This window comes from Aquimarina mytili (assembly GCF_016735115.1).
Lineage (GTDB): Bacteria > Bacteroidota > Bacteroidia > Flavobacteriales > Flavobacteriaceae > Aquimarina > Aquimarina mytili.
Map to the genome: position 1 here is coordinate 88,653 of NZ_JAERQJ010000002.1, position 20,631 is coordinate 109,283.

23 protein-coding genes and 6 tRNA genes are annotated in these 20,631 nt (G+C 33.3%); 19 read left to right on the forward strand and 10 right to left on the reverse strand.

The window, feature by feature from the left end; all coding sequences use genetic code 11:
* Positions 1–729: 729 nt before the first annotated feature.
* From JJQ60_RS05175 to JJQ60_RS05250, 16 genes are all read left to right on the forward strand, one after another.
* Positions 730–803, forward strand: a tRNA-Lys gene (locus JJQ60_RS05175).
* Positions 804–809: 6 nt separating this feature from the next.
* Positions 810–896: transfer RNA gene (locus JJQ60_RS05180), tRNA-Ser, on the forward strand.
* Positions 897–1,031: 135 nt separating this feature from the next.
* Positions 1,032–1,109 (forward strand) — tRNA-Leu (locus tag JJQ60_RS05185).
* Between the two features lie 83 nt (positions 1,110–1,192).
* Positions 1,193–1,266: transfer RNA gene (locus tag JJQ60_RS05190), tRNA-His, on the forward strand.
* Positions 1,267–1,271: 5 nt separating this feature from the next.
* Positions 1,272–1,344: transfer RNA gene (locus JJQ60_RS05195), tRNA-Phe, on the forward strand.
* A gap of 41 nt (positions 1,345–1,385) precedes the next feature.
* Positions 1,386–1,562 carry a hypothetical protein gene (locus tag JJQ60_RS05200; RefSeq protein ID WP_201917401.1) on the forward strand — a complete coding sequence of 59 codons (177 nt, stop codon included), beginning with the start codon at positions 1,386–1,388 and terminating at the stop codon, positions 1,560–1,562.
* A gap of 626 nt (positions 1,563–2,188) precedes the next feature.
* Positions 2,189–2,283 (forward strand) — tRNA-Lys (locus JJQ60_RS05205).
* 495 nt (positions 2,284–2,778) lie between these two features.
* The gene (locus JJQ60_RS05210) at positions 2,779–3,879 is read left to right on the forward strand and encodes a slipin family protein (protein WP_201917403.1); all 1,101 of its coding nucleotides are present in this window, start codon (positions 2,779–2,781) and stop codon (positions 3,877–3,879) included.
* A gap of 98 nt (positions 3,880–3,977) precedes the next feature.
* Positions 3,978–4,238 (forward strand): hypothetical protein, encoded by a 261-nt coding sequence (locus JJQ60_RS05215; protein ID WP_201917405.1) that lies wholly within the window; start codon positions 3,978–3,980, stop codon positions 4,236–4,238.
* Positions 4,239–4,293: 55 nt separating this feature from the next.
* Positions 4,294–4,974 (forward strand): NUDIX hydrolase, encoded by a 681-nt coding sequence (locus JJQ60_RS05220; RefSeq protein ID WP_201918194.1) that lies wholly within the window; start codon positions 4,294–4,296, stop codon positions 4,972–4,974.
* A gap of 112 nt (positions 4,975–5,086) precedes the next feature.
* Complete coding sequence (gene prs, locus JJQ60_RS05225) at positions 5,087–5,905, forward strand: ribose-phosphate diphosphokinase (RefSeq protein WP_201917407.1); 819 nt, start codon at positions 5,087–5,089, stop codon at positions 5,903–5,905.
* Positions 5,906–5,924: 19 nt separating this feature from the next.
* Positions 5,925–6,401 carry a macro domain-containing protein gene (locus tag JJQ60_RS05230; RefSeq protein WP_201917409.1) on the forward strand — a complete coding sequence of 159 codons (477 nt, stop codon included), beginning with the start codon at positions 5,925–5,927 and terminating at the stop codon, positions 6,399–6,401.
* 2 nt (positions 6,402–6,403) lie between these two features.
* The gene (locus JJQ60_RS05235) at positions 6,404–6,949 is read left to right on the forward strand and encodes an RNA 2'-phosphotransferase (protein ID WP_201917411.1); all 546 of its coding nucleotides are present in this window, start codon (positions 6,404–6,406) and stop codon (positions 6,947–6,949) included.
* Positions 6,946–7,674: a metallophosphoesterase family protein gene (locus tag JJQ60_RS05240; protein WP_201917413.1), complete on the forward strand. Its 729-nt coding sequence runs from the start codon at positions 6,946–6,948 to the stop codon at positions 7,672–7,674. Before JJQ60_RS05235 ends, JJQ60_RS05240 begins: the two co-directional genes overlap by 4 nt.
* A 107-nt stretch (positions 7,675–7,781) precedes the next feature.
* Positions 7,782–9,227, forward strand: a complete 1,446-nt coding sequence (locus JJQ60_RS05245) for a nicotinate phosphoribosyltransferase (protein WP_201917415.1) — start codon at positions 7,782–7,784, stop codon at positions 9,225–9,227.
* A gap of 16 nt (positions 9,228–9,243) precedes the next feature.
* Positions 9,244–9,534: a hypothetical protein gene (locus JJQ60_RS05250; protein WP_201917417.1), complete on the forward strand. Its 291-nt coding sequence runs from the start codon at positions 9,244–9,246 to the stop codon at positions 9,532–9,534.
* A gap of 145 nt (positions 9,535–9,679) precedes the next feature.
* On the opposite strand, the gene JJQ60_RS05255 is transcribed toward JJQ60_RS05250, so the two are convergent.
* The 9 genes from JJQ60_RS05255 to JJQ60_RS05295 form a co-directional block, all read right to left on the reverse strand.
* Positions 9,680–10,579, reverse strand: a complete 900-nt coding sequence (locus tag JJQ60_RS05255; RefSeq protein WP_201917419.1) for an EamA family transporter — start codon at positions 10,577–10,579, stop codon at positions 9,680–9,682.
* 369 nt (positions 10,580–10,948) lie between these two features.
* Complete coding sequence (locus tag JJQ60_RS05260) at positions 10,949–11,227, reverse strand: hypothetical protein (RefSeq protein ID WP_201917421.1); 279 nt, start codon at positions 11,225–11,227, stop codon at positions 10,949–10,951.
* Between the two features lie 155 nt (positions 11,228–11,382).
* The gene (locus tag JJQ60_RS05265) at positions 11,383–11,622 is read right to left on the reverse strand and encodes a hypothetical protein (protein ID WP_201917423.1); all 240 of its coding nucleotides are present in this window, start codon (positions 11,620–11,622) and stop codon (positions 11,383–11,385) included.
* A 506-nt stretch (positions 11,623–12,128) separates the two neighbouring features.
* On the reverse strand, positions 12,129–12,740 hold the full coding sequence (locus tag JJQ60_RS05270; RefSeq protein ID WP_201917425.1) for a hypothetical protein: 612 nt from the start codon (positions 12,738–12,740) through the stop codon (positions 12,129–12,131).
* Positions 12,737–14,125: an RtcB family protein gene (locus JJQ60_RS05275; RefSeq protein ID WP_201917427.1), complete on the reverse strand. Its 1,389-nt coding sequence runs from the start codon at positions 14,123–14,125 to the stop codon at positions 12,737–12,739. Before JJQ60_RS05275 ends, JJQ60_RS05270 begins: the two co-directional genes overlap by 4 nt.
* Before the next feature lie 123 nt (positions 14,126–14,248).
* On the reverse strand, positions 14,249–14,959 hold the full coding sequence (locus JJQ60_RS05280; RefSeq protein WP_201917429.1) for a hypothetical protein: 711 nt from the start codon (positions 14,957–14,959) through the stop codon (positions 14,249–14,251).
* Positions 14,960–15,015: 56 nt separating this feature from the next.
* On the reverse strand, positions 15,016–16,074 hold the full coding sequence (locus JJQ60_RS05285; RefSeq protein ID WP_201917431.1) for a nucleotidyltransferase domain-containing protein: 1,059 nt from the start codon (positions 16,072–16,074) through the stop codon (positions 15,016–15,018).
* Entirely contained in the window at positions 16,071–16,805 is a 735-nt protein-coding gene (locus tag JJQ60_RS05290; protein ID WP_201917433.1) for a nucleotidyltransferase domain-containing protein, read from the reverse strand. Before JJQ60_RS05290 ends, JJQ60_RS05285 begins: the two co-directional genes overlap by 4 nt.
* Positions 16,802–17,263 carry a hypothetical protein gene (locus JJQ60_RS05295; RefSeq protein WP_201917435.1) on the reverse strand — a complete coding sequence of 154 codons (462 nt, stop codon included), beginning with the start codon at positions 17,261–17,263 and terminating at the stop codon, positions 16,802–16,804. Before JJQ60_RS05295 ends, JJQ60_RS05290 begins: the two co-directional genes overlap by 4 nt.
* Before the next feature lie 103 nt (positions 17,264–17,366).
* Between JJQ60_RS05295 and JJQ60_RS05300 the strand changes: the two genes are divergently transcribed.
* Complete coding sequence (locus JJQ60_RS05300; RefSeq protein ID WP_201917437.1) at positions 17,367–18,386, forward strand: helix-turn-helix transcriptional regulator; 1,020 nt, start codon at positions 17,367–17,369, stop codon at positions 18,384–18,386.
* A 113-nt stretch (positions 18,387–18,499) separates the two neighbouring features.
* Here the strand turns inward: JJQ60_RS05300 and JJQ60_RS05305 are convergent, their stop codons facing one another.
* Positions 18,500–18,736 (reverse strand): hypothetical protein, encoded by a 237-nt coding sequence (locus tag JJQ60_RS05305; protein ID WP_201917439.1) that lies wholly within the window; start codon positions 18,734–18,736, stop codon positions 18,500–18,502.
* A gap of 577 nt (positions 18,737–19,313) precedes the next feature.
* Between JJQ60_RS05305 and JJQ60_RS05310 the strand changes: the two genes are divergently transcribed.
* Both JJQ60_RS05310 and JJQ60_RS05315 read left to right on the forward strand, forming a co-directional pair.
* Positions 19,314–19,631: an ArsR/SmtB family transcription factor gene (locus tag JJQ60_RS05310; RefSeq protein WP_201917441.1), complete on the forward strand. Its 318-nt coding sequence runs from the start codon at positions 19,314–19,316 to the stop codon at positions 19,629–19,631.
* A 109-nt stretch (positions 19,632–19,740) separates the two neighbouring features.
* A complete protein-coding gene (locus tag JJQ60_RS05315) occupies positions 19,741–20,625 on the forward strand; it encodes a phosphatase PAP2 family protein (RefSeq protein ID WP_201917443.1) in 885 nt (294 codons plus the stop codon).
* Positions 20,626–20,631: the final 6 nt, after the last annotated feature.

Below are 20,631 nucleotides of genomic sequence, written 5' to 3' on the forward strand. Positions count from 1 at the left end.
TTTGGAGAATTATCAAAAAAATGTCAATATTTGCATAACAAAATGACACAAAATAGAATACATACCGCACCAAAATCACTGTTTAGTCAGTGTGATTATCGAGGGATTAATGAATTATCCATTCGAAACAGGACGTTATGTAGACTATGTTTAAGCATTTTTTGAAATGATTTAAAACAAAAACTAGATATAACCACGAGCGTCCAAGAAATTGGGCGCTTTTTTTATGAATTTTTTTAGCAAAATGTATAAAAGTTAATTAGCACATAAAAATTAATATTTGGAAAGTAAGCATCAGGGAGACAGACTATTGCGAAAATATCCAAAATCCGTTGAAAAACGGACAGGAATTCCCATATCTAATTTTAATGATAACTAATTGATAATCAATAAAATAAATCAAAAAAAATATTTGCAGATTTAAAAAAAATTTTAATCTTTGCATCGCAATCGAAACAAGAAATGATAATCAAGATTGTAGTATTAGAAAAATAATTTAAAACAATAAAAATGATACCGAATAGTTCGCAGCATATTTTAAATCGCCTCTTTACCAAGCAAAGAGAATATTGTTCTGATGTGAACATAAAGGGTGTCTATTTTATAGAAAAGATGGTTATAAGAATATAGCTTATACAAACATCAAGATATATAGAATATAGAAGACGCCCAGACAAGGCGTCTTTTTTTATGGATATAGTTCATTGACATTTTGAAAACCAAACACATTGACGTGTAGGGTATTTGGCTAAAGCACTCGGCTTTTAACCGAGGTGATGTAGGTTCAAATCCTACTACGTCAACATTATGGAGGATAGGCAAATATTGGTTTGTTGCGCTTGTCTGCTAAACAAGTCTACCATTGAGTAGTAAGGGTTCAATTCCTTTATCCTCCGCATAAACTAGGGATGCAACAATGGTAGTTTACCCGCCTTGGACGCGGGAGGTTATAAGTTCGAAATGCTTAGCATTCACGAGTACCTAATTATTAAATAGCAATCTTACGAGCTAATCCTGTTCCCCAGACAATTGCAGGGATTGTGGAAATTGGTATATCCGTCTGATTTAGAATCAGGATTTTGAGAGTTCGAGTCTCACTCCCTGTACCATTGAGACAAGGTGGCCGAAAGGTTAAGAGGCTATACTTTTTATGTGAAATTAGGGGGTTCGAATCCCCCCGGGTTGTCGATATGGTGTCTCTAGCTTATCTGGTAAAGCACCCCGCTGTGAACGGGAAGAACAGGGTTCGAGCCCCGGAGTACACCCAAAAAGGAACAGTAGCAAAGTTGGTCAATGCGCCGGATTGAAGATCCGAAGATATAGGTTCGATCCCTATCTGTTCCACTAATTTTTTAAACAATGTTTAACCAATTCATCTAAGTATTATGGAAACTCACTTTACTAGTGGCAAAAGAAAAAAGCAAGGCTTGAAGCCTTTAATCACCAGAGTGTTATTAAAGTGGGCTTCAAATTATATCAAATCGATGAGTAAAGCTCTATATCCTCCTGGCTCAGAAGAGGTAAAGAGTAAAAATGACAGACATCGTGTTTTTTATAAGTGATTTTTTATCTACGCAAAAAGACTGCGTAGTATAATCTCATCTTTGTTATGTCATTAAAACGAACCCTCATGTTAAATGGGGTATAATGAGGGTTTGAAGTAGTGCCCTGCTACAATATAGGGTAGGTAGCAGGGCTTTGATAAAGAACCTCTTTAGCTTAAAAGGAAGAGCTGTGGTAAAAGACCCTTGATCGTAACCACGGAGTGATTGGATGACGTTGTTAGTGGCTTGCCTACTAATGAATAGAATTTGCAGAAGCACCGAAATGAACAAGAATCAAAGTAGGGAAGCGCATTTAGAGCCAATCTGTCCGCCAATAGCGGAAGTACCAGTTCGAATCTGGTAAGAGGTACAAAATATAAGTTCTTTAAAAATATCAAGTAAGTCTTGTTGAGTGTTTCTGTATAGCACCATTGTATGATGTATTGCAAAGTTTGTATTATAACTTCATATACAACTTGACTTGAAGGTTTGGCTATAACCAAAAATAGTCACCACTCTATGTGTTGAGGGTTCGAATCCCTTCGGGACCGCAGAGAAAAATAATGACAAATGGTCCCGTAGCTCAATGGTAGAGCAATAGATTGTTTCATGTGGGTTCGAGTCCCACTATCCTTTACGGATATGGCGGAATTGGTAAACGCACTAGACTTTTAATCTAGCGAAACAGGCACTCAAAATGCCTTTTTTATTTGCACAGGTTCGAATCCTGTCGAGACCACTTTTTTAGGTTTCGTAGCTCAGTTCGGTTAGAGCACTACACTCAGGATGTAGGTTATAAAGCTCGGCTATCTTTTAAAACTGGCCCCAGCACGTCTTGCTGTAAAACATGACAAAAAACTGTGATTGCAGATCGGTTGTTATAGTACTCTTACTATACCAACAGTCTCGAATGTACTTTGAAATATTAGTATTGTTAGTATTCGAAATAGCCACTTTTTTGAACTCAGATTTTAGTACTATATGATCTTTTCTAAGATTCTATACTCTTTTCTCTTTGCTTAAAACTGGTTATAGACAACATAACAAACCAATATTTCCGTATAGGAAAGATGATTTGCTTTCACTGTTTTTCTAGAAAATAAATATTACGATTCCTAGAATCGATTACAATATACTTTGAGATAGAACCATACCCGTAGTTCTGGATTGAAGTAGACAAGGTCTCCGTTACAGGAATTGTCATCTAATGAATGTTTAATTTAAAAAGTAAAAAATGAAAAGAGTAAGAATTAATGCGGGCAAAGTAGGTTTAGTTTTCAAAAAAGGAGATTACCATCGAGTAATTACCAAAGGAATCCATTGGTTAGGATTTAATGAAAGGGTAATACAGTATGATCTTACCAAGCCTTTTGCTGCACCAGTAGCACTGGAACTCTTACTACAAGACAAAGAGTTGGAGGCCATGTTACATGTAATTGAAGTAAAAGATAATGAGATCATATTGATGTACGAGAATGGTAATTTCAAAAATACGTTATCTGCAAGCCGTTATGTATACTGGAAAGGATTAGTAGAGTATGAGTTTATAAAAGTAGATCTAAGTAAGATTTACATTACTGAAAAGATTGATAAATCATTATTTAGCCACTATGCATTAACTAAGTATATAAGAGCTTTTGAAGTAGCTGCCTATGAAAAAGCAATCTTGATTGTAGATGATGTGTATGCTAAAACTCTGGAAAGTGGTACGTATCGTTTCTGGAGAAATGATACCTCTATCAAGATTGCTAAAGCAGATTTACGTCAATTGCAATTAGAAATTGCCGGCCAAGAATTGTTAACCAAAGATAAAGCGGCCGTTCGTATCAATTTCTATACACAGTATAAAGTTGTGGATATTGAAAAAGCTTTATTAGATAACAAAGATTACGAAAAGCAATTGTATATCGCGATGCAGTTAGCCTTAAGAACTTTCGTAGGAAACTACACCCTAGATGAACTTTTGGAACGTAAAGAAAGTATTGCTGATTCAGTACTGGAAAGCGTTAAAAACCAAGCTGTAAAACTAGGTGTACGAGTATTGAATTGTGGTATTCGAGATATTATTTTGCCAGGTGATATGAAAGAAATCATGAACCAGGTATTGGTAGCACAAAAGAAAGCTCAGGCCAACATCATCACCCGTCGAGAAGAGACAGCCTCTACTCGTAGTTTGCTAAATACTGCCAAACTTATGGAAGAGAATGAAATGCTCTACAAACTTAAAGAAATGGAGTACGTAGAGAAAATCGCTGATAAGATTGGAGAGATTAGCGTCTCTGGTGACGGTGGTATGATCAAACAATTGAAGGACATATTCTCTGTGAATAGTTAGGTGTGAAGAAGATGCACCGGTTATTATAACTGGTGCATTTTTATTGAACCGGTCTTCATATTCCATACTTTAAGTACGTCAAAAAGAGAAGAAAAATCATGAATATTATTATCAAACATATAGAAATCATTAAACGAATAGATCATTTAATTCGATTAGAAGCTACCGGATCCCCAGAAGATTTTGCTTCTCGACTAGAAATTTCAAAAGCCAAATTATACCGTATAATCGGAGTAATGAAAAAGCTAAATGCTCCGATTGAATACGACAATCATCTAGAAAGTTTTGTTTATGTAGAATCTGTAGCCTTTGCCTTTGGTTTTTATAAAGAACAAAAGAATTATGACAATTCTGGATAAGAAGAAAATCAATAAATCTTCTTCATTTAAATACAAAATTCATAATTTTGCGTATATGATACGCCAAAATATTAAAATTGCTGTTGATGCAGTCGTCTTTGGATATAAAGACAAAGCCCTTAATGTATTATTGATCAAAAGAGATATTGAACCGTTTAAAGATTCTTGGGCACTACCGGGAGGATTGGTTCTGGAAGATGAAAGTCTGGAACAGGCAGTAGAACGAGAATTAAAAGAAGAAACTAATGTAACCGTTGACTACATGGAGCAGCTGTATTCTTTTGGAAAACCAAATAGAGATCCAAGAAATAGAGTTGTAAGTGTAACATATTTTGCCTTGGTAAAACCAGAGCACCACGATATCAAAGCAGATACAGATGCAAAAGATGTAGCATGGTTTGATGTACAAGACCTTCCAGATTTGACATTCGATCATAAAACAATCCTAGAAAAGGCAAAAGGAAGACTTCGAAGTAAATTAACGTATGAACCCATCGGTTTTGATCTTTTGGATGATAAATTCTTATTTTCAGACCTGGAAAAGTTGTATATGACGATACTAGAGAAACAAATCGATAGAAGAAACTTCAGAAAAAAGATACTAAGTTTTAATATTCTCGAAGAACTGGATGAAAAAGTATCCGAGGGTAGGGGAAGGCCCGCTAACTTGTTTAAATTCAACAAAAAACAATACTTCAAACACCAAAAAGAAGGATTCCTTTTTGATATTAAATAATGGTTTTCAAGTGACAGCAAAGGGATTCAGGAATTAATTTATTGTATTTTTTACGCAAAATATTTGGTAGAATCATTCTCGAAACATAAATTTGCGTAAAAATAACACAATAATGCAGTTTTTACATTTAGATTCATCATTCACTCCTTATGGTCCGTCAATAGACTTTGAGGCCTTTACTTTTGCTGGTGGTGAACCGCATATAAAAATTATAAACCAAAATATTGAAGGCCCCATTACGATTACACAACGTATTAGGTCTTTTAACGATTTGGGATTATTATTGATCGCTACAGATGCTTTGCGTAGAATGGATGTAAAAGTGATCCATGTTTTTATTCCATATTTTCCTGCAGCAAGGCAAGATAGAGTTATGGTCTTGGGAGAGTCTTTGAGTGTAAAAGTATATGCAGATATTATTAATGCCCAAAACTATAATCAAGTAGCCGTTTTTGATCCACATTCTGAAGTAACTCCTGCATTATTAAATAATGTAAAAGTGATCCAGAACTATGAGTTTGTAAAACAGTGTTTACAAACTATAGGTGAAGAAGTAGTATTGGTTGCGCCAGATGGAGGAGCGCTAAAAAAGATCTATAAAGTATCTGAGTATTTGGGTGGAGTAGAAGTCATAGAGTGTTCAAAGAAAAGAGATGTTAAAACAGGTCAGTTATCAGGTTTTAGAGTCTATGAAGAGGATTTAAAAGGGAAACATTGCGTAATTGTAGACGATATATGTGACGGCGGCGGAACTTTTTTAGGACTGGCCCAAGTATTAAAAGAAAAAAAAGCAGGGAAAATAAGTCTGATCATTAGCCATGGAATTTTTAGTAATGGAACTGAAAAATTTGAACAACAATTCGACACCATATTCACCACAAATTCTTTTAGAGATATTGATGAGAATAGTATAGAACAAATAAAACTTTAAATAAATTTTTAATGTTGGTATGAAAGAAATACATTATATAAAAGGAGATGCAACGGTTCCACAAGCCAAAGGAACTAAGATTATTGTGCATGTCTGCAATAATATCGGTGGCTGGGGAAAAGGTTTTGTACTAGCAATTTCTAAAAGATGGCCAGAACCTGAAAAGAGTTATCGAGAATGGCATAGTAATCGTGCAAAAAATGATTTTCAATTGGGGGCAATTCAATTAATACAAGTATCAGCTTATATCCATATTGGTAATATGATTGCACAACAAGGAATTAAAACCAGAAGTAACGGCGTTCCTATTCGTTATGAAGCCGTTAAAACATGTTTGGAAAAGATAGCTATAGAAGCTAAAAAACTAGATGCAAGTATTCATATGCCTAGAATAGGTTGTGGATTAGCCGGAGGAAAATGGGACAGAATAGAGCCAATAATTAAAGAAACATTAATAGAAAAAGACGTAGATGTCTTTGTATACGATTTTGAATAAACATGAAAACAAATCATAAACATATAAGTAAATTTTTAAGTCTTGTTTTAAGACATGACCCTGGCAAAATAGGATTACAACTAGATGAAAACGGTTGGGCTGATGTTGAAGAATTAGTATCAAAATGTCAAAAGTACCAACCCAATTTAGACATCGAATTATTGAAAGAAATTGTTGAAACCAATGATAAAAAACGATTCGCATTCAACCAGGATTACACTAGAATACGAGCGAGCCAAGGACATTCTTTAAAAATTGATTTAAAGTACACACCAAAACAACCGCCAGAGTTCTTATATCATGGTACAGTTGAAAAATTTATGGATGCTATTAAAGAAATGGGATTACTAAAAATGAGCAGACATCATGTACATCTTAGTGAAGAAAGAGAAACGGCAACCAAAGTAGGATCACGAAGAGGAAAACCCATTATACTCATTATCAGATCAGGGGCTATGCATGCTAATGGTATTGAATTCTTTCAGTCTGATAATGGAGTATGGTTAACCGATAATGTTTCACCAGAATATATTGATTTTCAATCATGAGAACACTTGTTATAGGAGACATACATGGTGGACATAAAGCTTTACTTCAAGTATTGGATAGAGCAGGGGTTACACAAGATGATACCTTGATTTTTTTAGGCGATTATGTGGATGGATGGAGCGAATCTGCAGAAACAATTGAAGAATTACTGGCCTTATCTGCCTCTAATAACTGTACTTTTATTAGAGGTAATCACGATCTCTGGTGTGGGTTATGGTTAGAAAAAGGAGAAACCAACCCAATATGGTTAGCGCATGGAGGCGAAGAAACCATAAGAAGTTATATACACTCCAGACATCTAACCAAAGATACACATAAAAAGTTTTTCAAAAATTTGCATGATTACTATTTAGATTCCAAAAACCGATTATTTCTTCATGCTGGTTTTACATCGATGTATGGAGTGGGTAAAGAAGAGTACGAGTCTAATTATTACTGGGATAGAACTTTATGGGAGGCAGCACTACTAGCCGATAAAGTGGACAAAGAAATACTAAGGGATAATCCACCTGAAAGATTTAAACATTATTCTGAAATCTATATCGGCCATACACCCACAACTAATTATAACCAAAATGTGCCAATGCAAGCCTATAATCTTTGGAATATTGATACCGGTGCTGCTTTTAAAGGTAAGTTGACTATCTTGGATGTAGATACCAAAGAGTTTTGGCAAAGTGATTCTTTACCATCATTATATCCTAAGGAAAAAGGAAGAAACTAATTCATTCTATATAGTTATTCATATTTTATGTAAAAAGTACGCAAAATACTTTGTGGATCAAATCTTATGATTTATATTTGCGTACAAATAACACAAAATATTATAAAATGAATCCATTACTTCTAACAGACGGTTATAAATTAGGTCATAAAGAACAATATCCTCTAGGAACAACCAAAGTTTATTCTAATTGGACACCACGTAAAAGTAGAGTAGCGGGAATAGATCATGTGGTATTTTTCGGATTACAATACTTCATTAAGGAATATTTGATCAAACAATTTGATAGTGGTTTCTTCCTCCAACCCAAAGAAACAGTAACTGCAGAATATAAAAAATATGTAGACAATTACTTAGGTTTGGATTATGATATTAAGCATATAGAAGATCTACATGACTTGGGCTATTTACCAATAGAAATCAAAGCCCTACCAGAAGGAACAGAAGTACCTATCAGAGTTCCAATGTTTACTGTAGTAAATACTAAACCAGAATTCTTTTGGTTGACAAACTACTTAGAAACACTTTTATCCAGCATAATTTGGCAACCCTGCACTTCGGCTACCATTGCCAAACGGTATAGAAAGATACTTACACAATATGCTTTAGAAACGGATAAAGAAAACCTGGAGTTCGTGACTTGGCAGGGACATGACTTTTCTATGCGAGGAATGTCTGGAACAGAATCTTCAATACTTAGTGGTATGGGGCATGCCTTAGCATTTTCAGGTAGTGATACTCTTCCAGTGGCTAAAGCTTATGAAACATTTTATAATACCGATGTTACCAAAGAACTGGTTATTGGTAGTGTTAATGCTACAGAGCACAGTGTAATGTGTGCCGGTAGTAAAGAGGATGAAATCGGTACGTTTAAAAGATTATTGAATACATATCCAAAGGGAATATTATCAGTAGTGTCTGATACATGGGATTTATGGAAAGTACTTACAGAATATTTACCAGAATTGAAGAAAGAAATTCTTGATCGTGATGGAAAACTAGTGATTCGCCCCGATTCTGGAGATCCCGTAGATATTATATGCGGATGCGAGCATGAAAACCCTATAATTTCTAAAGGAGTAATAGAATTATTATGGGACGAATTTGGAGGAACTATAAATGAACAAGGGTATAAAGTATTGAATCCAAAAATTGGGGCTATTTATGGGGATAGCATTACCATAGAAAGAGCTATACAAATTTGTGAACACCTCAAGAAAAAAGGGTTTGCCTCAACAAATGTTGTCTTGGGTATAGGAAGCTTTACATATCAATATAATACCAGGGATACTTTTGGCTTCGCAATGAAAGCTACCTATGTAGAGGTGAATGGCGAAGGGCGAGAGATTTTTAAGGACCCCATAACTGATGACGGCACCAAAAAATCGGCTAAAGGGTTAATCAATTTGTATCAGAAAAACGGTCAAATCACACTAAAGGATCAGGTTTCTCAAGAGGAAGAAAGTAAAGGGCTTCTACAAACCGTCTTTATTGATGGAAAATTGATTGTAGACGACAATTTAACTCAAATTAGAAAACGTTTAATCAACTAAAACAGCTATATAAGAATTGAATATCATTATTAAACATATCCAAATTATGGAGCGTATAGATCAACTAATACGCTTACAAGCCACCGGATCACCAGAAGATTTTGCTTCTCGACTAGAAATTTCAAAAGCCAAATTATACCGTATAATCGGAGTGATGAAGAAACTAAATGCGCCCATAAAATATGATTACATCATAGAAAGTTTTGTATATCAAGAAGCCGTTGCTTTTTCTTTCGGATTTTATGAAAAAGATAATGCTAAAAGAAACTACAATACTTCATTCGATGTTAAGCAGGACGTCTCCTAAAAAATCTTTATTAATCAAATATTGAAATTGGACAAAATATATTGATTATTATACTTAAAATTAGAGGATTCACCATTTTAAAGATATCATAAAATACACACCCTTCAACTTAGAACAAGTGTGTAGAATAAGATTTTCTATTAATTTATGAGTATAAAATCAAAAACACACCCATCATAATACCCAGTAGAGGAACTAATTTTTTACGTTTATTTTTTTCTTTAAAGACAAGTCCGCCAATAACAACAGCAATTAGTATTTGACTTCGTTTTATTGCCGAGAGTAGCATAATTAATGCCTCGGGATCTTGTAAGGCTTTGAAATAAAAATAATCGGCAGCTTGTAACAAAATACCAACGGCAATGATAGTCCATCGCCATTTAAACTCTTTACGTTTTTGGGCGTTAGGAAACCATGTAACTAATAAGATACCTAATAAAATTAACGTTGTATAGGTACAAAACCAAAATTGTAAGGTTTGCGGATTTAAAGTTAAATTTTGAATTAAAAACTTATCATACAAACCACTAGAAGCTCCTAAAAAGGTAGCACCAATGATAGCGAATATCCACTTATTTCTCTTAAAATTAATACCTTCTTTTTTTCCTATTTTGGAATATAACACGACAGAGAAAATAATAAGGAAAAAGCCTATCCATTGCAAAAAATTGGGATTTTCCTGGTAGATTAGAATAGCACCGATAAATGTAAAAAACGGACCAGCAGAGCGTATAGGTGTAACGATGGTGATTGGTAAATGCTTTAAGGCTTGATATGCCAATACCCAAGATGTTGCCATGATCATTGATTTTATAAAAATAAAGCCATGAGTTGCCCAGGAAATAGTATCAATATGAAATCCAATTTGCATAGTATATTCTGGATAGAACCGAGAACCAATAAAAAATGGAAGAAGCAACAAAAAACCTGAGAAGATGGTCCCAAAAAGTACAGGAAAAACTTCATTTCCTTGTACGGCATGTTTTTTACAGAGATTATGTAATCCTAAAAAAAGTGCCGTCAATAATCCTAAATACATCCACATGGGCGCGAATATAGTTTTTTAAGTTATGCCATGATTATAATCTGAACAATTTTCATATAATAACGTGAAAGGTATTATGTATTCTAATACATGTTTGATCCCAGAGAATCGAATATTTGAAAAATTCTCGAACATATTCCTGAATATTGAATTTATGGAGCGGATATATAACATCGATATATTAGTCAGCATGCGTTTGTCATTTCTTTATGAATACAATAGGCTGGAATATTTTCTGGATAGAGGTAGGTAGTAAAATATTCTATTTTACATAATATAAATTATAGTACAAATATAATATATGAGTAAAACGGCTATATACAACAAAACCGATACTCTAGAAGCATCGGTTTTATTTATTAGTTTATCTTAACTATGGTAATTTAAATACTTTTTTAGAAGTTCAAAGGCTTGTAAACGAATATTTTCAACCTTTTGAATATCCTTCATATTAATTTGTTCAACTGTATATGGGTGATCAATTGAATTAACCTCATTATAAAGTATCTTTAATTGAGTGAAAATTTCTTTATCTTTTTTTAATTTAGGAAGCTTCAGGGCTTCTCTAATTCCAACAGAAACATTGTTTACTGCATACATAAGGTCAATTGACTCTCTCCCTAATTTATTTATTACTAGATAATTCATAATAGATATTTTATTTTAAAAGTTAATTCCTAAAACTCTTATAATATCATCATAAAAAAAAGGACATCAATTTTAAGGATTGTTAAATACTTGACTATAAAGTGCTTAAATAGTTCTCTTGCTTGAAGCAATATTCTCATCATTAGTTAAAATCATCAATCTTTTCTATAAAACCCAAAAGTAAATGCCACAGATTCAGCATACACAAAGCTTTCTAAATGTATATTATATTCAATAGGTGCATTTAGTTTTTTCATAACACCAATCACTCGATACAATTTGGTTTTGGAAATCCCCAATCGAGAAGCAAAGTCTTCTGGTGTACCAGTTGCCTGCAACCGAATTAGTTGATCAATTCGTTCAATGATTTCAATATGTTTGATAATAATGTTCATGATTTTTTCCCTAAGGAGTTGCTTATTCGTCTGTCTTTGTATTCTGCAAGTATGGGAATGGTTTACGTTTGTTTATTTCAAATGGGAGTTTGTTATGGGAAGACTGTTTCAATAAAAATGCACCAGTTATAAAAACCGGTGCATTCTTTTTACACCTACCTATTCATAGAGAATATGTCTTCAATAGTTCTACTTGGTATTCTAACATTAGGCTTCCCACCACAATGTTTTTTTATACAATGGAAATTCTATTTCTTCTCCCAATAATTTCCTCCGTAGTATATTTTTACACTTGTTACGATGTTTCTGTCTTAAGTATCTTCGATATTCCCAAGAATTACTTTTCCACCAAATTTTGGCACTTTTAGTTCTTTTTTTTCTTTTGTGGTTTTTACTATAATTGTAAAACTTCTTGTTCTCATAAGGTTTCATTTTGTATTAAGTTTTTTAATTTTTAAACTTAATACAGAGTTCCTTTTTTAATTTGCATATCTATTGTTTTTCATTTATTTCCAAAACTGAAACCATTTTCTGTTATTTTTTGACTTTTCAAGAAAATCAGATGGAGTTTTCTTATCTCTCAATTTTTCAACTCGATTAACTTTTTTATCCAAACCTTCCTCAAGATTCAATAATACTTGAACATCCTGATTTATGTTGTATGTATTGGAATATAATCTAGCATAGGTTTTTATATCAAGTATTAACTTTTCTGCGGAACGAGAACCATATCCAGATAGGATAAAACCTAATTCATCAGCAAATCCATAAAATTGCATTAAAGTGTCATATTCATAATCATATTTAATACATAGCTCCGCTATTTTATCCATAGTATGAAATACGGTTTCTGAATCGGTATTCTCAATAATTATATGACAATATTTATATAACACATAGGTTAAATATTTGTTATCAACCCATAACTCATATATTAATTCCTCTAATTCCTTTTTCCATTTCTTGTTCTTATAATTTATTGTAATTATATTAGAAATGAAATCATTGGACTTCATTTGTTCCACATAATATTCTTGATAAATAATACTTTCAAACTCATCTATAGTTATTAAACCTATAAGTACTTTAGATATATTTAATTCTAATTCTTTCATCATTTTCTTCTTTTTTTCTTTCTCCAAGGGGCATTTTTCTTCCAGTCACCTGCCATAATACACCCATATGGAAGTACTTCATCTATTACTTTACCTAGACCATATTCGTCCATTTGGTTTCTTACTGTCTCAGCATTTTTATATGCACTCGGTAATTCGGTAACATCAATTTCATTAGAAAAGAAACGAATATCTAACCCTTCTGTTTCTTCCTGAAACACTTCTTCATTGGTTCTCCCCTCTTTACTTCTTCTGTGCTGGGTTCTGCTCACATTACGCCCTGCCCCATGAGGAGCAAAACCAAGATTGTTTACTGTAGTCTCTCCATTCACAATCAAAACTGGCTCAGACATATTTAATGGAATCAATCTTGGTCCTGTAATATCTGGCATAAACTTAGCATCAAGAGGAGTGGCTCCTTTTGCGTGATAGAATAAATCTTCATCTTTAAATACAAAGTTATGTTCATTCCAATATCGATCTTGAGCTTTAACTTGTAAAGTTTCAAGAGTGGCATTATGTATTACTTCGTGATTAGTTTTGGTCCATTTTCTTATGATCTGTAAAGCCTCCCAATAGTTTTGACCTTCTTCTGTATCAAAAGGAATCCAGGCATTTTGTTTTAGCGTTTCGGGTGAAATTTCTTTTCTGAAACGTTCTGCGATTTTCATTCCTAGGGTATACAAATTAGCTCCAGGACCTCTGGAACCGTGATGCGTAATCATCATTGTATTCCCAGTATTTCTGGATGTCCCGATAAACAAAAAATGATTACCATCTCCTTGTGTCCCCAAATGTGATCTTGCTGCTTGAATCATTTTTTCATTATTCAACATATAATTACCTTGAAAATCTTTTAATAACTCATCTGGAAATCTATACTGTGTATTTCTATCTCTCCCACCTGGTCCAAAATGGGTGTTTTTATGTGCTGCATCCAAAACTTTTTTAGGATCCATTGTACCAAAATCAGTAAGCATTACAGAACAACAAATATCTGCACTATGCATTCCTGGATGGATCGCATTTTTTGCAACTGCCACCCCTCCTACTGGTATTGTTCCATTAGCTCCCGTGGGGCAAGCATCTGGCATAATTGCCCCATTAACTAGTGTTGGTGTTTTCATCAATGTATTCATCGATTCAACAACCGAATTTACATTGGTTTCCTCTAACTCGTTTTCAGCTTTTATGTTAATTGCGAATGGAGCCGATTCAGTATGCAAATCTACAATTGGCGGAGATTTAAACTGCTCCAAATAGCTATGCATTGCTTCTCTTTCTAATTGGTTTGTATTGATATGATTGATTGCTTCTGGAAACCATTTTCCGGATCTAAAACCTAAATCGATTAATGTCTTTCCTGTTATGTTTGTTTTGTTTTTCATATTCTTTTTCTTAAGCTCCGCCGACTCCCCGTTCGACGGAGCGATTACTAAACCAATGTTTCTGTTTTTTTTAAATTCTGATACAAAGATGAATTAGAACTACGCAATTATTTTGCGTAGCAGTTAATAAAATGTAACCTCCCACTTATTTTCCAAAATTGTATATACTATTGCAATTTTATTTGCAAGCTCCTTATCATTGGTTTTGAAGTACATATCTTCAATTTTGGACTTGATGGTATGAGAAGTCAACCATTTGAACATTATATCATAATCGTTATCGTTTACTTCAAAATTAAATCCGTTTAAAATACCTTCTATGATACAAAAGGTTGACTTTGATGTATTGGACTTCGACCACTCTAATAAAGCTCTATCCAAATAACCATATTTCAATATAATACTCATAACTCCCTCTACTTGATCACCTGTGGTATTTTCATCATTTATCACTGTACACCAAAGTGTTTCAAAATAACTTTCTATTGCCTTTTGTTCTTCAAACGGCCAGGTTTCCCATTCTGCATAGTTCAACTTTTCAAAACAAGTAAAATCAAACAAAAGGTCAGTATTAGGATATTGCATACATTCTAATATTCTAGGCAAGAAATGCTTATAATCTTCTATGGTCCCAAAAGTAGAAATTGCAGATCTTGAAAAATGCCCTAACTCTTCTTCTGATAGCCTCTCTAATGGCTTTCCAACAATTTCTTTAATTTCTTCATCAGTTACACAACAAGGACAACTTGAAGCTCTAAGCTTAGTTGAATCAACACAATATTTTTTAAAAACTGTATATAAGTTATCTATTGATATTTTAAGTTTGGTCTTCATATCCGTTGAATTATGATACAAAAGTGAAGTGAAACTACGCAAATATTTTGCGTAGTTTAAATTGTCTTATAAAATTTCTTTCTTATAGTTACCAATAATTGATTCACTACATCCAAATTTGGCCTTTCCATCAAACTCGATTGATTATAAAAGTCATCTAGCCCTGACTTTATTTTTTCTGCTTCATTAACAAGATCATCATATTCAAAATCTCCATTTTTCATTTTTAATAGGTAATCTCGATCTGATCGTCTAACACTTACAATACCTTCTTTTGCTATTTCTTCAGCCATATGAAGCAATCGAAAAGTGTGCATCATATTTTTGGTATCGTAGTTTTTACCGTGTGCAACATTGTTTTTATATCGTTCTTCATTCCTTTTTTCAACCCAAGTCCAATATTCCTTGTACTTTTTACAATATGATGAATACCCGTCAACATTAAAGTAAAGTAACGCTATAGGTACTTCTTCTTTTGGAACAGAACTTAAGCATACCTCGTTGGCATTTTCTCGAGCTATACCTTGATATCCTTTATTTTCCCCATAAAATAGATTATAACAATCCTTCATATGAGGAATCTTGACCAATCCACAGTACTGTGCTTCGAGTTGTTTACCTTCAAGATACTTTTTAAGTGCTATAGACTGTTTCTCAGTTCTCACATAACAAAAATCTAAAACAGATTTTCTATCCTTTTCTACTGGGTTTACAATCTTTTTATTTAACCCTCTTGCCTTTTTGATTTGTGTATAAGCATAATTTGCAAACGTATTTTTACACAATTTAGACAGAAAATATTCCATTTTGATTTGATCAAAAATTGGGTCTTTATATAGTACACAATCCTCTGGAATATTTAATAGCTCAAGAATATTAGGGTTATTTTTTGATAGTAGTTCTATAAACTTTCTAAGCTCATAGTAAACAATATCGTTGGTTTCGTTATTTATTTGCCCCACATATTCTAATGAGTAGAATTGTTCTTTTGGCAATATAAAAACACCTCTTATATCTGTATCCGAAGTAGCAGTAGCCAAGCCATATGCTCGACTACCACTAATACATTCGAATATTATTGATCCAGAAGTTTTTAGTTCTTCTATTGTTTTCATCTTGTTATTTCTTTAAACAGAAAGTTATCTATTCTTTCGCTATCGGGTTTTCCAGATGGTAAGGATTTAGCATATTTGTCATTAGCTGCTATAGTTTCTGAAACAAACCTTATCACTTTTTCATTTCTAGAATGAAGATAACTTTCGTCATTTTCAGACTTCACTATCATCAGATCTTTTATTTCATTTGCTATATCGTTCGATACTAAAGATAGCATTTCACTAAAAACCACTGGAGGTAAGGATTTATACTCCAATATCCATTTACCTGCCATAGATGTTCTTAAAGCATAGAATAAACTTTTTAGTTTTATAGTTGAACCAGCTAATTTTTCTTCATATTTCTTGCTCATGCTCAAATAATGATACATACTGGCAACTGGTGAAAAGCAATCTTTTGCTATAGCTCTCAACTCTGAAACCGATTCATCCTCTCCGTGATAGACTATAGGTGAGAATAAATGCTCTAAGGCAGGGACATTAGATTTTTTAAGCAACCGTAGGCTTTTACGGAGTTCCCGACCTACGGCATCAAAATCTCCATCCATTATTTCTATGGTATCCTTTTTTTCAGAAACTGATAAGTACCATTCTAATGGATGAGTATATAAAAAACGTACATCATAATCACTATCCGGAGAAGCAAAGCCCCAGGCTCTACTACCCGATTCGCAAGCATAGTTTATCTTTACATTACGTTTTTCTTCTATGTGTTTAAGTTTTGTTTTCATATTATTATTTCTCCTCTTTTCATTTCTAATCTTGGATTGTGCTCTCTGCTCCAAACATTTTTTTCAAGAGTATAAGCTATATTCAAATTATCAATTATGGTGATCTTACAATTCATTTTGTGAGGTGCTAATCTTCCTAATGATAGGCAAGGATTATTTGGATTACCAACAATAATTATTTTAGCTTGACTCAAATTACTTCTTTGTATCTCCTGTTTGCTTAACTGATCAAATAGGTAATCAGAATAATGAGATACTAATAAATTAAGCTCGTCATTAGAAGGGGAAATGGCTTTTCTAATCAAGTCTATTTCAATTTCTAATGATTCGGAAATGATCATTAGGCTATAAATCTTTCCTATGCCCCAATAACCATTAACATCATTATTGCGACTTATGAAAGAACCTAAAATGCCATTTGCTATGTTTTTGAGTAATTTTCTTTTTCCCTTGTTCAACAATTATTTACTTGTTTATAATTCTGGTACAAATGTTTCATTTAAGTACGCAATTATTTTGCGTAGAAATAAATAATCTCTATTTTTCCACAAATATTTAATCATGGCACAAAACAAGAATGCACTAATACGTTATAAAACCATTGATAAATGTTTACAGAATACTAATCGTCGGTGGACCTTAGATGATCTTATTGACGCTTGCTCTGATGCATTATATGAGTATGAAGGAAGGGATGTAAACGTAAGTAAACGAACCATACAACTCGATATCCAAATGATGAGAAGTGATAAATTAGGATATAATGCGCCTATAGAAGTTTATGATAAAAAGTATTATCGATATGCGGATATAGATTATTCTATTACAGATATTCCGTTGACTGAAAATGATATGAATGTACTTTCAGAAACTGTCGAAATGCTAAGGCAATTTAAGGACTTTTCATTATTCTCTGAACTTGGTGGTATTATTCAAAGATTGGAGGATAAGGTGTATACCGAAAAAACACATCAGTCAGCCATTATTCATTTAGATAAAAACGAAAAGTTAAAGGGCTTGGAACATCTTGACACATTATATCAAGCCATTCTTAAGAAAATAGTGTTGAAAATTACTTATCAATCCTTTACAGCTAGAAATGCTTCAGAACTTGTATTTCATCCTTTTATTTTGAAAGAATTCAATAATCGGTGGTTTTTAGTAGGCAAACCAAATGCAAAGAAAAAACAACCTATTGTAACTTTAGCTCTTGATAGAATTATTTCTATTGACTTTGATACTCAAATTCCCTTTACAGACGTAAGTTTTAATGGAGATAAATATTACAAAGATGTCATTGGCGTAACCGTAGCAAATTCCCGTGCTCAGCGCATTGAATTTTGGGTAGACAAACAGAATGCTCCATATGTAATTACCAAGCCTTTTCATAGTTCGCAACGGATTATAAAAACAACTGAAAAAGGTGTTGTTTTTAATATTCTTGTACAGATCAATTTTGAACTGGAACGTATGATTTTGGGTTTTGGGGATTCAATTGAAGTCCTTAAACCGGAGAAACTGAGAGAAAGGATTCGTAAAAAGTTAGAAAGAGCACATGAACGATATCAAATTGAGAAATGACTTGCTATGAAATATCTTTGAAGAAGTCGGAAATATTAATGTCAAAATAATCGCATAAGGCAGGTAGCGTACTTACTGTGATATTACCCCCTGTTTTCTGAGACCGCTTGACATCAAAACTTTTTTACATCATTTAAATCATCAGTACTTCTACCATTATCAAAATATCCTTTAATCTTAATTCTAATTAATTTAAGTTTTTCGCTAAACTTTGAAGTATTAAAATCAATACCTTGATAAACAAATTTTTCTAATTCTTTATCTGTAACATCCCTACTGATTGCTTCTCTTAAATTAGCATTAGTATTAAGATCTGATACTGATGCATACATTTGGCAATCTTCTTCCAATAAATTTAATTCATATAGATCGATACGTTCTTATTGGATAGTATTATAGTCCACCCAAGGTAGGTGCTTTTTCTTAAGAACAAAAAAGGATGTTCCAACATTTCTAACACTAACTGGATAATGAATTAGTTTAATTCCTTTATACTCGTCTTTAGACAAGTTTTTGACTTTTAAGTTGTTTTGATAATAATCAAAATTAAGAATTCCAAATAGTATTATAACATACTCTTCCTCATTTATCCTAAGTTTATCTAATGCCTTAAAGGCATCTTCTTGCGCAACATAGTAGTTATGTCTAGAATTAACATAGAAAATTGAGGATAAATTCTCTATTATTGTCCTTGAAACTACATCAGGTAAAAAAATAAAGAAAATTATGCGTTAAACTCTCGCTTTTGCCAAAGCAAAGTGACCCTTCGACAACACTGTGATAAGCTCAGTGCAACAGCTCAGGGTAATACATAACGCAAGTACATTATAGTACAAATGTATTTATTGAAGCAAATTGACGGATGCTTATATTTTACATATGTGTTGATATAATATATCTTATATTTGTTATAAATCATTTTTCCAAATGAGAATTAGAACAGAAAAATCAAATGATTATATCACGCAAAAGGATTATCAAATAGCAACAATAGCAAATGCGTTGGCCCATCCTGTACGTGTTGCTTTGGTGAGATATCTAAGTACAAAAAACGATGGTAAAGGCATCGATAATGTGACTTGCAATAAGGATTTGGTTAACATGTTCACCTATTCTCAATCCACAATTTCTCAACATGTCAAAATTCTAAAGGAAAGCGGTCTGTTTGTAACTGAAAATAAGGATAAATTTGTCTTCTACACCTTGAACAAAGAATTGCTGAAAGAGTTTACTACCCTACTCTAAAATTATTTTAACATTACTTTACTAGTTTCATAATCAAAAAGATGTACTTTTAAATCGCTTATAAGCGATATACGTTTAATCTAATTATAAATGCTCAAAATCAAAAGTTATGATCAAAAAAATATCCCTTTCGTTACTGGTTATTATTACTGTTCATTGTTATAGTGTAGCTCAAACTCTTCATCCCCTTGAATCTGCCAAGAACCACTACGCATCTCTACGGAAATTAGACAGTACACCCAACGTAACAAGGGCTGATTTGGACAAGATCGTTTTTCCTGCATCCAGCTATAGTAGCGGGACATTGATTTACACCATGATTACCCCTCATTATTTAACAAACGAACAAGTCAATCAGTTAAAACACAGTATTCATTTTCCTGCCAATAGTTCAGACCAAACAAAAGCAGAACTAGAATATCTATTAGCATGGCAAGCAAAACGTACTCAAAAAGAGTCAGATCGTGCATCCCAAGTACTAGCACCTATAGGATATTGGCCACATGCAGATATCTTACAAACACATAATCGATATGAGCAGAATTTGGAGTACCTGCTCTACGAAGGTAAGGCGGTAATGGGTGACCAGGTTACCTACCAAAGTTATCCTGCTACTACCAAATTACTAAGGGGTATCACAAAAGACATGCGTTTAATGGAGTTTACGGTTAAATACCACTTATTAAGAGCCCGACCCTATCACCTGGAACCTAAACTTGAGCCGCTTGCCAGAATATCTTCTCCTTCTTTTGCTAGCGGTCATACCCTTTGGGCCTATATCCAAGCCTTTACATGGAGTGAATTAATACCCAATAAAAGAAAGGATTTTTTGGAGGTAGCCTACGAAGTTGGAGAATCACGAGAAATTATGGGGATTCATTATCCCAGTGATGAAGAAGCAGCAAGGGTCTTAGCGCATAAGATGTTACTAGCGATGACCAAAAATCCAAAGTTTATAAAAGACCTGGAAAATGCTAAAAAAGAGTGGAAATAAATCATT